The organism is Geminocystis sp. GBBB08 (genome assembly GCF_016743215.1).
GTDB lineage: Bacteria > Cyanobacteriota > Cyanobacteriia > Cyanobacteriales > Cyanobacteriaceae > Geminocystis.
This window is the reverse complement of the sequence record NZ_VRZC01000002.1, coordinates 1-13,950: the sequence shown is the minus strand read 5'-3', so window position 1 is coordinate 13,950 and position 13,950 is coordinate 1. Positions and strand designations below refer to the sequence as shown.

Annotated in this window: 8 protein-coding genes; 1 reads left to right on the top strand and 7 read right to left on the bottom strand. The window is 33.4% G+C overall.

Annotated features, from left to right (window positions below):
• Nucleotides 1–600: 600 nt before the first annotated feature.
• The 7 genes from FWJ34_RS00390 to FWJ34_RS00360 all read right to left on the bottom strand — a co-directional run bounded on the left by FWJ34_RS00390 (nt 601) and on the right by FWJ34_RS00360 (nt 11,969).
• Nucleotides 601–2,766 (bottom strand): dynamin family protein, encoded by a 2,166-nt coding sequence (locus FWJ34_RS00390; RefSeq protein ID WP_308253264.1) that lies wholly within the window; start codon nt 2,764–2,766, stop codon nt 601–603.
• A gap of 372 nt (nt 2,767–3,138) precedes the next feature.
• Nucleotides 3,139–4,044, bottom strand: a complete 906-nt coding sequence (locus FWJ34_RS00385) for a lipase family protein (protein ID WP_308253263.1) — start codon at nt 4,042–4,044, stop codon at nt 3,139–3,141.
• A gap of 34 nt (nt 4,045–4,078) precedes the next feature.
• On the bottom strand, nt 4,079–4,978 hold the full coding sequence (locus FWJ34_RS00380) for a M48 family metallopeptidase (protein WP_308253261.1): 900 nt from the start codon (nt 4,976–4,978) through the stop codon (nt 4,079–4,081).
• A gap of 157 nt (nt 4,979–5,135) precedes the next feature.
• Complete coding sequence (locus FWJ34_RS00375) at nt 5,136–7,397, bottom strand: hypothetical protein (RefSeq protein WP_308253260.1); 2,262 nt, start codon at nt 7,395–7,397, stop codon at nt 5,136–5,138.
• Nucleotides 7,398–8,215: 818 nt separating this feature from the next.
• Nucleotides 8,216–9,541: a protein kinase domain-containing protein gene (locus tag FWJ34_RS00370; protein ID WP_308253258.1), complete on the bottom strand. Its 1,326-nt coding sequence runs from the start codon at nt 9,539–9,541 to the stop codon at nt 8,216–8,218.
• A gap of 205 nt (nt 9,542–9,746) precedes the next feature.
• Nucleotides 9,747–11,117, bottom strand: coding sequence for a protein phosphatase 2C domain-containing protein (locus tag FWJ34_RS00365; RefSeq protein ID WP_308253257.1), 1,371 nt, complete (start codon nt 11,115–11,117; stop codon nt 9,747–9,749).
• 114 nt (nt 11,118–11,231) lie between these two features.
• Nucleotides 11,232–11,969, bottom strand: a complete 738-nt coding sequence (locus FWJ34_RS00360) for a VWA domain-containing protein (protein ID WP_308253256.1) — start codon at nt 11,967–11,969, stop codon at nt 11,232–11,234.
• Between the two features lie 826 nt (nt 11,970–12,795).
• Here FWJ34_RS00360 and FWJ34_RS00355 point away from each other — a divergent pair.
• The coding region (locus tag FWJ34_RS00355; protein ID WP_308253255.1) for a hypothetical protein at nt 12,796–13,950 on the top strand (1,155 nt) is incomplete at its 3' end.

Below are 13,950 nucleotides of genomic sequence, written 5' to 3'. Positions count from 1 at the left end.
AAAAAATCATAGCTACTGTAGAAGAGCCACAATTATTTACTTAATTTAATGTTTGTAATATCAAGTTCGGATGATCACTTATAATAAAACTTTGCGTCATTCTTTGCTTTTTTGCGGTCTTTGCGAGAGATTTTAATATAATTATTCAATCGAACCTGATATAACCCTATGATTGTCAAACTTCGCAAACATTTGCAATTTCTGGTTTCTGGAACTATTATATATTAATTGATTGAACGAATATTTAATAGTATGAAATCGAGGGAAACTTTAAATTAAGAAAATTAACTATGTAGTATATTTTGAGCCTTAGTTACCAAGCAATTTGAAAATATTTAATAATAGTTAAAATCGGAAACTGAGAAAAGAAAGATAAGTAGTTTTTTTTGTTTTGTTTTCAAACATTATTTTTAAATATTTTTAATATCAATTTCAGGTACTTTAAGAGCATTTTAACAGTTGTAAAAACTAATCTTAATGCTCTCAAATATAGCAATTCTCGTTATGGTGAGGTACAAAAATTATCAGTATAAAGGAATATGCAATGGTAAATTGGATAAAAAACTGTACCTCATACTTTTAAGAAACGCTATATATCTATTACTTATTAAGTAAATCATCGTACATGGATTCAAACATTTGTAACTGATTAAAAACATCTCGTTCGACTTGATTTAATCTTTTGATTTCCATTTCACGCTCAAATTCACTTTTTTCTTTTTGCGTTAATAATGTTTCCAACTCGGATTTACGAGCTTTAATATCATCATCGATGCGACTTATGCACTCTTGTTGATATTCTTTAAATAGTTTAAAAACTTCTTTTTCCACCACTTGACCGGCGTTTTTAGCTACTTGAGGCAGTTCTTTTTTGATAAGTTCTTTTGTTTTTTTCAAAAATTCTTTGCGTAAACCCTCTGTTTGTCCTAAACCTGCCAAGCTCAATATTATACTCATTCCTAATGGACCTAAAACCAATCCAAACAGAACTGTTAAAAGAACATTTACACCAATTACTAACCCTATACTGCCAAGTAACATTCGCCAATTATATGTACCCGTAGCCGCACCAGTTACACCCACAACATCCCCTAAAAGTAGAGATGTTGCCCCTGCTGCAAATCTTGCCCATCCCGGCATTTTAGTTGCATCCCCTTTTTCATCAATGGAAGTAGATGTGTTAATGGTTATGCCTGTTAAATCAGCATTTATTTTATTGACTATTTCTTGATATTCAAAACCATATTGAGTAATTTTGATGGTTAAGCTATCTACATTCAGACGAAGATCTTTTTCGGCAGATTTTCCCCACTGAGCCATTTTGTCATTAACATACTTTTTAAATCCCTCATTTATTTTGCGTTCAAATTCTTTACGTTTTCCCCCCCATAAAAACTTGAAAAAGTTAAGAGGAGGAACATAAGGACGAAAATCCTCTTCAAAAGTTTTGTCTAACTGAGAAAAGAATAGATAAGCAGATTGAGCTAAATCATCAGCAGTCTTTTCTTTGGTTTTTAATATATCTTGTTGAAACTGATTTCGGATTTGTTGTAAACAGTTAAAATCAGGCTCTACAGATTTAATTGCCTGTTGTAATTGTTCCAATTCCATCGCTAATAAAGGAACACGACGATCGATCGCCTCCCGAAGACGAATATAAGTATCACGCAAAACAGTACGGGAACGACGAAATTCTGAAATAGCCCGTTCTTTGGTCAAAAATTGTTTGAGGGAGGTTAAAAACTCAGCTATTCCTGTACCTTCTATGGATTCTCCTTTGACTTGACGACGTAAGGCATTTAAAGCGGAGGTTTCAAATACTCGCTCTTGGTATAAGTTACTACCTTCAATCGTGCAGTAATCTTGTAAATTAGTGGCAAATACCAGTCGTTGAGTGTCTTCATGTTTTTTAACTTCTATGGCATCATCAGGATCAAAGGCAGATTTTTGTAATTCATCCCAACGATTAATTAAAAAGAAAATGGTTAATCCTTTGTCTTTAAGGTAGTTTTCTAAATAACGACGTTCATCCATTGTGCAAGGTTTTGTGGCATTCAAAACGAAAAGAACCGCATGGCAATTGTTAATATAACCTAAAGTGAGTTGATTGCGTTCATGAGTATCATTTAAACCGGGGCTATCAACCATTTCTACTCCATTGCGCAGAAGTTCGAGAGGATATTCGACGATAGCATGACTAACATCAGGAAATGCTTCTTGATTTTCTTCTTCAAGGCGTTTAGCTTCTTGAGGATCGATCGTATATTCCTGTTTGAATTGCTCAAAACTCATAGTTTCAGTACGCACTGCGAAGCCTATTCTTTCGGGATCGTGCCGTGTCACTTCTTGATCATTGCACTGTGCCATTTCCTGATCCCACAGCCCCCCTTCGTGATTGTCCTTAAAATAAACAGTTACCTTCTCCTCTTCCCCAAAACGAATAATAGTCAGAATTGCTGTACAAGGATTGACGGCACTGGGTAAAAGCGGTTTGCCTAATAAAACGTTAAGTATCGTACTTTTGCCATGGTTCATATCTCCTATAACCATCAGGCGAAATCGACCATTTTTCAAGTTTTCGGCGATGATTTCTAAATCTTGAACTTCTCGATCCAAAAATAATTTTCCTGATTTGTTTTGCCCTTCTATTTCGGCTTTTTGGATGATCTGAACAACGTTTTGTATATGATGAGCAAATTCTTGACGTTTCTCTGCGACTAGATGTAAATTTTCGATTAAGTTTTCTATTTCCTTGGTGTAAGCCATAATTTTTTCCTTTAATAAACGAAAAGTTATTAATTTATAGGGTGATATTGTGATATTTACCTAGGAGCTGTCATTTTGGTTAATACTGAGATCTTGCATGACTTACATTAATACTTAATAGTTAAAGGTAAGCAAATCAATTCTCTTATTGTTAATGCCAATTCTTATACTTATTACTCCTTACTCCTTACTCATTACTCCCCCTTACCAGTCAATTTTTGGATAGGTGCAAGATATGAGTAATAGACACGAGTGCAAAATAAAAACTGAGATAAAATTGGGATAGTTTAAGATCAATTTTATTCACTTTTTAGGAATTCCCTTTTTCCTCTTCCCGGGACAACTTCCACGAAGTCTAATGAATAACACGCTCTAGGAATGCTTTAATTGTTTGGGTACACAACCATAATTCAATAGTTTTATGTAATAAGTGATATGGTGAGACTTGATAATACTCTTGGTGGTGAGATCAGGCAATTTATTAACACCAGAGATTACTTTTACAATTTTGCTCAATTCAGTCATCTGAGTGATTTGATAGCTTTCATCTAGTAAATACTCCCAACCAGAATGTTGATATGGGGAAAGAACATCTTCCGTGATATTCATAGTTTTTATTTTGTCCGAGGCTTGAAGCAAATAAGGTACAATATCCTTAGAAGTTCTCAAACGAAAAAAACTGTCTCCAACTTTCAAAAGACGACGAGCGACAGCAGGTGAACCAAAAGTATAAGCACCTGCAATTTTTAATTCGGGATACTCAAGGTGTAAACGATGAGCTATTAGGGTAACAACCGCCCCTCCAGAGCTATGTCCTGTAAGGATAATTTTTTTGTTACGGTTATGTTCGCTGGTGAGAAATTTAATTAGGGATTTCCAGATACTATTGGTGAGATAGGATATTCCTGAATGAATTTCGTCTTTGTTGGCATTAGCACAAAAATTGATCATCCAATCATTCAAAGCTCTTGTACCTCGTAATGCAACGATCGCATATCGGGGATGAGATACAAAAATACCACAAAGAGATTGATCAACAAAAGAAATATTTTCACCATAGATATAATTTTCCAGTTGATAACCTTTCTCAAAGATGGGAATATCTAAAATTTTTCTTGTGGTGACAATATCAGAATCATAAGCGATATGAGCTAAACGACAAAAACAAGCCATTTGCAACGCTTGTTGTCGATTAAAGTTATTGAGTGAGGAAGTTTTGCCTTGTAAATGAAGGCTAACTTTATTTAATTGTGATTTGATAGCAAAAGATGAAAACATGACTTTTTGAAATATAATTTGTCCATAGTCGGAACTAATAATGCCAAGGTTTAGTGACATCAGATATATTTTCTAGTTCACTGTCAGAAGCTAATGCGGATTTCCAGTGACTTTTAGCCATGACTTTACTATAATCGGGGCTTTCAAACCATTTGAATAGCTCTGCGGTACGCATTACAATCCAAGGATGAGAGTTATTAATAGTGCTGAAAATTTTAGCAATACGATCGATGGTATCGTAGTCATAAGATTCAAATTCCTGAGCTTGTTTTAAGAAATCTTGCACCAGATTATCAGTAAAATATTTTTTAGGTAATCCTGCGAGTTTGACCATAACACTAGCGGCTACTTCTGGATTCTGACAAGCTAAGAGTCCAGCTCTATCTGCCGTAAACTCTGACATTCTTTTCCAATTCATTAAGCTTAGTTGTAACCCAGTGGTGAATAATGAACCGAGACCAAAGACTGTATTCCCCATAACTTGAGCGATTGATGGTAAATAGGAAGCTGTTTGATAATACAGGACATGGTTACTTTTAATATGACCAAGTTCGTGGGCAATAACATAAAGCAATTCATCAGAAGATAACCAATCTATACAATCTCTATTGAGAACAACAATTGGTTTTTCTACCCCCGCCGTAAAAGCATTAATGCCGTATCCCATTTGAATATAAAGATCCGGTTGGCGATCGATAGCTAATATATCACAAGCCTCTTGCAATAATTTATAAACATCAGATAGATTGCTCTGATTAACTTTGAAACTACTACCGGTGAACTGAATTTTTAAAAGGCGATCGAAACCAATTTCATTTAGTTTTTTTATCAACCCAGTAAATCCCGGTACTTTTTCAAGGGAATCACGAGCAGATTTATCCCACGGATGTTCATAATCTTCAATATTTAACAACGGAATTTTCTTTCGGTTCATCAGATATTATTTTGCTAATAATAATTTTGTGCTTAATTTTTATATCCATTGATTGAGAAAAAATTACGAATTTTGGAGATTTTAACCTAGGCTTGTCGTTAAAGGTTTTAGCCTAGGCTTGTGATAAAGACTTTCAATGATTAGTAGATATTTGTCATCATAACAAAGTCATCGAGATAATATTGTCTATTAATGTTATCCACTCCTGTTTTAAGTGATTTCTGTCCTCTAATTGCTTCAATTCATTCCAAATCTGAGAGCGAAATGTCGCTAAAAAAATATCCCATTCTTGCTCTATATTCATAGAACGAGTGATATGATCGGCAAATTCTTCAATCATAGATGTTCCTGTCTCAGACAATCTCTTAGCTAAACCTTCTAAAGCATCTTGAGATTTTTTGATCGCCTTTTTATGAAAATCTTGAAGATTGAAAATAATCGCATCATTTTCAGTCAATAATTGAGTATCATTTTCATTATTATTTCTTCTGGGTAAAAGAGGCATCTGATTAGGATCAGAGGGTAATTCTTCACTAATTTCCTTCCAGATAATTGATTGAACTATCCCTTTATATAAAAATTCAAAAGAGGAAATAAATTGAAATCCCAATCGTAGATTTTCTGAGGGAGCGGGAATTTTATCAGCCAAAGTTTTTAAAAATTCTGAGCCTTTTTTTTCCGTTAAACCCCCTAGTCCTAATTCAATTAAAATATTGGCAACTTTAATCTTTTTATCTTCCAATGATTCTTTTAAACCAATTTCCACATTATGAAAATGTTTGAGTAAACAGGGGCGCATTTGATGAATAGCGCGCGCGTAAGCGGCAGCATAAGAACCATGTCGATTTTTGAGACTTTCTAATTCTTCTACAGAAGGAATACCAGTCTCTGTCTTACATTTTTCAATGGCAGAGTCCACTTGAGTCTTAAAATAAACATCTGGCTTATTTTGTTCTTGTTCTTGGCGAGACTCTTCCCGTAAGGCTTCCATTTCGTTATAAAGATTTTTGAGGAAATTATTTCGCAATTCAGGATATTTTGCTTCTATATTTCCATAATCTTCCAGTGCCATACGAGCTAGTTGTAATTGGGTCTTAACTTCAAGATAGAATGAGTTTAAACTTTGATAGGAAGCTAACATATATTGCTCATCTAAACGATCGATATTTTGACTCAAATAATCAAGGACTTGAGTTAAAATTCCATTCATTTCATCGGCATTTTGACAATTAGCGATTAAAAATTGATTCACTTGGGATGTAATCTCATGTGCAGTTCTTTGTAAATCTAAACAATTCTTACGAACATCGTTATTACCATTATGATTCAGAATAACATATGACCAATTGCAGAGGGGTAATTTATCTTTTAAAGCGTCATAAGCCACTTGAAATAGTTCTCTATCTCGATCCTCCCACTGATTTCTATCAGTTTGAGGGAATCGAAAAATAAGAATAAAATCAACATCTGCTAATGCTTTAATCAATCGTTCCTTATCTTTCAAACGAGTATCACCTAAACCAATAGTATCCACAAGACAAATTTGTGGTATTCTGAGACGAGGAAATTGACAGAAAACATCAACCTGTTTGACTGCTAAACACTCGGGATTAATTAGTGTATCGCCATTATCATTATATTGCCGAGAAACATATTGTTTTACTTGTTCTCGATAAATTTTTAATTTTTTTCCCAAAGAATTTTGATACTGATCAAAATAGCGGTGATAGTTGTCCAAATGTATGTAAATTGCCTCAACCGTTGCTTGTTGAGGATGATTACTGGGTTTTGGTGGTAGATCATTTTTAGCGAATTCTTCTAAAGAATTAGGTTTGGTTACATTTAACACATCGAAGTAAACATGAATTATTTCTTCCAAAAATTCCTTTTTAGAATAACAATTAACTATGGCAGATTCATCCTTGTCTGTATAATGAATATTACATTGCGCACTGGTACAAGCTTTTCCACGGCGACTCGGTATTTCATCATCGCTTAATCCGGTCAGTGTCTTCAAGGCAGTACTTTTTCCTTGTCCTGATAGTCCGACACCAGCAATATTAATAGTTTGACGAATAAAACGTTGATATAAATTTTGCCAAATCTTTTCTTGTTCAGCGATGAGTGTTAATAATTTTGCTAAATCAACTTGGACTAATTTATCTTTAATTTTGGCATCGGTTTGATGATCTTTGAGTAACTTTTCGTGGAAATTTTGGAGAATTTTAATAGATTGAGAAATGTGGGTTAATGTTTGTAAAATTTCCTGTGGTTTTTGAGCAGTCGCTTTTCGTTTTGTTAAAATTTGCTGTATTTTCTCCGATATTTCGGCGATTTGAGGTTCATTAATCTCATTTAATGATAATAAACCGTCATTTTGGATAACTGTAGTTTCGATCGACATAAAACTTGACCTCATTAATAATTATTGATTCTTTATTTTCTTTATCTAAATATTAAGCAAAGATTACAGAATTTTATTAAGATAATTTTAGATAGCCTTGCCATAAAAACTTTCTGGGTTCTAAAGTGGCGATCTTCTGTGTCCATGTATTTTTATGATTTCATGACATTAATAGAGTGTTTAGTAAGATATAATAATCGAGAAGGCAATACGACTCAGAACCGCACCACAACTCCTCTCCAAAAATACCTCAGTTTGAAAGAAGAAAAATGATGAAGACGAGACAGGAGGACAAGTGGACAACAAGAGATACAATCTATCTGTCTCCCTGTCTGCGGAGTCAACGAGAGTTAGTCATCACCTATTTTTATAGCAATAAACGGGTTAGTTAAGACATTCTCAAAATCTATAGTTGTCATTCTGAGCATAGAGAGGAATCTCAAAACGTCCTAATCAACTCGTTATCACCTCAGTTCGATATAAAATTGTCAGTTAAAGTAGGGAATAGGGAACAGGGAATAGTGTTTATAATTGACATAAACTGCGATTAAATTCATTTTAAATCAATTTTTCCTAAATTTAATGATTTTTTCACGGAAAATTTTGTTAATTATTAAGTCTTAATGCCTTATTTTTCAATACTTTTTTCATCGAACTCAGGTAAAAATGTACCCAGTAACAGGCAGTTCAAAAATAGCTGAAACTACCTTGAGTAGCCGAGTAATGGGTTCTGTTATTTTGCTTTGGGGAAAGTTCAGTTGAATTCATAAAATGCAATTTTAGCCAACAAGTAAAAACCCTCTGTTTTCTAAAAACTTTATCAACTACTCAAATTAGAAAAACAAAATATAACTTAATAATATCGCTACCCCTAAAATAATCATTGTTTTAGGTGTTATTTTCGGTGTATTAGATTTATTCTCTGATTCATTAGTTGATAAGGAATTTGTATTAGTATTGTTTGTGGGGGGTGAATTATTTTGGTTTTGATTATTCCCCTTATTTTGATTAGATGATTCTGAGTTATTATCTGTATTTGTATTGTTTTGTGTATTCGTTTCTTCTTGTAACAATTCAGATATTGTCTCTTGAAATTGTCGCCATTGCATTTGAGAGTTCGGATCGGAGTTTTGAGGAGGCGGAAAACTATCGTATCTTTTTTGTACTTTTGATTCACACCAATAGCAAAGCCATAAATGTCGATCATAAAAATGATTTCCATTTTGCTCACAACGTTCTAAACCTATAATAGCTTTCATTAAAGCCCTTTTCCATTCAGTTGCCGTGGGACGTTTTTCAGGATTTTGATGACCATCCGTAAAACATTTATGAAATAATGTTTGTAATTCAGAATGAATTATGTCGAGAGGATGACCGTATCTTGGCAATGCCAAAGGAGCATTCGGACTATAAAGCCAATGACCATTTTGAATCTGATTATCATAGAACTCCAAGTGATCGATTCCTTCTTGTATTATTTTACCGTCGAAGGGACGATAGCCAAAAAGTAACAGATAAATAATAACCCCTAAACTATAAGAATCGTGAAACTTTTCTCTTCGTTTAAAAGTCAAATTCTGACCTAATAACTCCGGTGGTGTAAAATCCAGCGTACCCACAGAACTATAATAGGTTTTTCCTCCACTATCGGTAAATTGAAAGGAGTCTGTATCTACCAAAGAGATAAGTCCTTTTCCATTGGCTAAGATATTATCAACTTTTAAATCACCAATAATATAACCTTTATCATGAATTGCTTCTACTACCATGGCAAGATTCATGGCGGCGGCGTGTAAGTAACCCCAATGAAAATTAGGCGCATTTTCTCTTCGGGTTTTCGTATGATAAAAATTGAAAAGAGTTTTCCCTTTCTTTATATAAGGCATAATAAACCCTACATGGTTGCCACCACTATCTTGAATTAAATCTTCAGGCCAAACAATAGAAATATGATTTTGTTCTCTCATTCTGTCATCAGGAGGATTCTTAATCATGGTCAATAATTTTTGTCTCAACATTGAGTCCATTGATGTTTTATAAATTTTCGCCAGATAGTCTTCTTTATTGACAATTTTGTATATTTTTCCTTGTCCTCCTTCTTGAAAAGGTTTATCTTCTAAATGGATTCTTTCTCTTGTTTTTTCAAGATAGTAAAACATTGTTATAACCTCGTAATTACTTATCAAAAATGTTTTCTTTGAAATTTAATGTTTTTTAGATTAAAAAAGTTTAATAATGCCTTATAAAAAGTCTCAAATTTTAGATAATTTATTGCCTTAATTTAATTAAAGTTACTAAGAAAAAAATATAAGACTTTGGCATTTTTTTACTTAATTTATTTAATAATTTTCACTATTGAATGTATCATTTTTGATATCTATTTAACCAATCTTTCATCGACAATTTCTCTTCAGGGGAATGATCGTCTTGGGAATCACTCGACACTTTTTCTTCGGGGTAACGATCGTTTTGGGAATCCTTAAATACTTTTTCCTCTTGTAAAAGATCCTCTTTATCAGAGTCACTGGATACTATTGTTTGTACATGATTATCTTGAGAATCACTCAACATTTTTTCTTCAGGAGAATTATCGTCTTGGGAATCCTTCGATACGGTTTCTTCTGGAGAACGATCCTCTTTATCAGAGTCACTGGATACTGTTGTTTGTAAATGATTATCTTGAGAATCACTCGACATTTTCTCTTCACGGGAATCATCGTCTTGGGAATCCTTCGATACGGTTTCTTCTGGAGAATCATCGTCTTCTTTACTACCTCGATCCTTCTCTGGTTTTGGTTCTGGTTCTGGATCAACGTCTATTTCAGGGGTTTTCACTTGATCCTCTTCTGGTTGTGGTTCTGGATCAACGACTATTTCAGGGATTTCCACTTGATCCTCTTCTGGTTGTGGTTCTGGATCAATGTCTATTTCAGGGATTTCCATAACTGGAGAACGAAGACAAACTAATAAAGTTTTATCATCACTAGATTTCCTTTTCACCCTTTCCGAAAGCAAATAATTTTGTATGTGTTCTTCACAATCTGATTTCTCACGAACAAAGTTTTCTAATTTAGTGAAAAAAGGAACAAAAGGAGTTGCCTCCGTTATTTTCTGCAAATTTAAAATACTATTTTCTAAGCCATCAGTACTGCAACAGATAAAATCACAAATACCATTAATTATTTTCACTTCCATCGTAGGTAACGCCTCCGGAGAAATAACAGACATCGTTATTGCCATGGGTATCCCCTTTTGATGACCATATTCTCTGTGAGGTTGAAATAATAAAATAAAATCTTGTTTTTCCTCCTGTCGAATGACGATCGAACCATCTCCCACTTGCATCGCCATTAAATATGTAGGGGTAGCAATAAAAACCGATAAAGTACAGTGTAAATCATTGGCAGACCATCCCTCCTCCTTCGCTTTAGCCATTAAAGTCGATTGAACATCCTTTAAAAGATTAGAAAACAAAGATTGAGCCTGTTCCAAACTAAATTCCTGTAACCATCGTTGAGAATCCATCTTCAAATTTTTTAAAAAACCTAAAGCAGTCTTCACCGATAATTGAGCGCCTACTTCCGAGTGTATCGCACTTCCCATTCCATCAGAAATACCTCCGGCAATAATTAAATGTTGTTCATCCAAAAAATCCGCCTCAGCGTAATCTTGATTAGGTGTATTCGTTATGAAATGATTATCTCCTGTTGCTTGTGCTATTACTGGTTTCCACATTAACTTTTTTCTCCTAATAATATTAATTGAACACTATGTATATATCAAGGCAGACAAGGGGCATCATCGATCGTTATCGAGACTTGTATTGATTTCCCACCCATCAACTATTCACTAAGTCAGAACATCAGGAAGCCCTATTTGGTATACCTGGTTCTTGTTATCTTCGTCCACGGGAGTATTACAAACTGAGACCATAGAATTTGATAACCAGCAAAACAAGTCTCGAAAAGAAACTTGATTCTGATTGTTTCTTCTAAGAAAATGGACATTTTTTCCGCCAGTAATTTGTGTTAATGTAGGCATAGCTTCCGGCGTCACCCCAAAACCAAAAAATACTACCCCATTATTGTTTTGTGCTTCTTGGATTCTTTGAGCCGCTTTTTCCCATTTATCCGTAGGAATACCATCGGAAATTAAAAATATCCAAGGACGATAGTAACGAACATCTATATCTTTATAATATTGTTTTCGTTCTTCTAATATTCTCATTGCCATATTCATAGCCGCACCCATAGGAGTCGAACCAGAAGCCTGTAAAGTAGGAGCTTTAAATCGAGTCGCACTAATAAAAGGTTGTACTAATTGTGGCTGATCGCCTCCAAATGTAATTATCGACACTTCTAACCGATTTTGAGTCTGGTTATTTTGATCATTTTGTATTTCGTGCTGAAATTTTCTAATCCCTTCGTTTAAATCGTCAATAGGTTGTCCCTTCATTGAATAAGAAGTGTCTAATAGTAAAACCACAGCACAACGGGGTTCTGGATTATCAGGTTCTTCTTCCACATCAAATAGATTATAATCTTGTGAAGGATCTGACAACGGGTTATTTTGCTCATTAGTGTACATAATACTTTCCTTTTTACTAAACTATTTTTATCTATCCACCAATTTTATTTTTATTACGTCAACTAGAAGAAAAATTTTTTCCTTTTTTTTTGACACTCACCCATTAAAAATATAATGTCATTGCGAGTGATACTATTAGCAATCAGAGGCTTGTTGGGAAATCAGCAATCTAACAGACGATTCTTAATTTACAGACACCTTACTAACTTTTGACAAATTCAAGATAGAACTATTTTAGATCTATGAAATCCCACTATTACGATTTTTATACATTTTATCAAATTGTCGATCGCGCAGCGTGCCCTTGACATCACTTCGTTATTCTGGGCGATCGTACCTTATTCAATATTTACTAAGAATCTTCTTAACAAATATTTACATTAGCGTATTTCACTATAAATATCTAAAAATGCTCTTAAACACAAACTTTGACTGAAACATAAAATTAGTTTATCAATCAAATGTTAAGAAGTACGGAAAGTGGGTTGTAATAAGGGCAGAAGCTCTAATTTTGTCAATTAAGGTCGAAGTCTAATGATTTGTAAAATTTTTGTTTTGAAAATTCTTATCTTATGCACGTTGTGTGCAACATTTTTATCACAAATGATTTACGGTTGCTATATTATACTTAGCAAGGGCATAATTTGAGCTTAGTTGGCGGAGGTAAAAAGCAATAGGCAACAGTAAATTCGTAACATCAGATTATAACCTTGATGAGTATAAAAATCGTCCCTAAGTGTGTCTTGAAAATTTTGTCCTAAAAATTCGTAATGTTTATTTAAAAGAATGATAATCAAATATAAAGCCTAAAAATTGGAGGACAAATATGTTCGCTCAAAAACTACAAGAGTCACAAGAACTTATCCAGAGAATCATTCAACTTAATTATCAGGAAGATAAAAAGGCAATTGATAGACTTATTTACCAATTATATCAAATTATAGACGATCAAAATTTAGAATTTAACTTGAAATTAGAGTTAATAGTTTTTCTTGTATCCCCCATGAATCGAGAACAACCTATAGAAAACTTAATCCGAGGAAAGTTATTAACTAAAATGATTATGCTTATTGATCATTCAAAGAAGTTTCATTGGATTTATTATAAAATACCGCAAAAATGTGTCAAAACCAAAATAGCCATACAGGAGAATATTTATGAAAATGAGATTTATAAGGATATTTATAAAAATTGTTGTGACGAAGCTATCTCAAAAACTAAGGAATATCTATGTAAGAATCCTCATAACTATAATCCTGAAGAAGCAAATGTAATAACTTGGTTAAATAACCATCTTGAGTACAGATTACTTGATGAATTAATTGTCGTCTTAAAAGAAATTCGAGATCGCCGTAAAAATTTGACAGACAATACTGTTGTTATTAATGACGATGAAGAATTGGTTGACATATTTGATACGGATAAAGTCGAAAATCCACACGATTCATCTAGTACTGAAGAAACAATTATCTTATTTGAAAAAATTATTGATTTAACTTCTTCTAATCCTCAATTACAAAAAATTCGTCTTACAAGTCATCCTCATGTTACTGCGGCTGAAATAATACGAGAACGATTACTAGATAAAAACATTACCTGGAATGAATTGTGTGAAAAATATAATGTCAAAAAGCTAGATAAAGAAACAGGAGAAATGAAAAATGCTGTTTCTACTTTAAGTAGTTTTTATGAAGATAAATGCCGACCTATGTTAATAGAATTATTGATTGCTTCGGGCTACGAAAAACCTGATACTCCTTTAGATCCTATTCAACATATTAAATCAATCATTAATAAGAATAAAAATATTGAAAATGCTCTAAAAGAATGGATCAATACAGAAAATGAATTAGTCAATATATTCCTTAAAAATAAATCTGATTTAACCGCTAAAATATTTCTTTTGCATTTACTAGAAGTAGCTACCAATACAAGACTACAAACCAACGGTTTTGTCCAAAATTTGGGAATAACCGTTAGT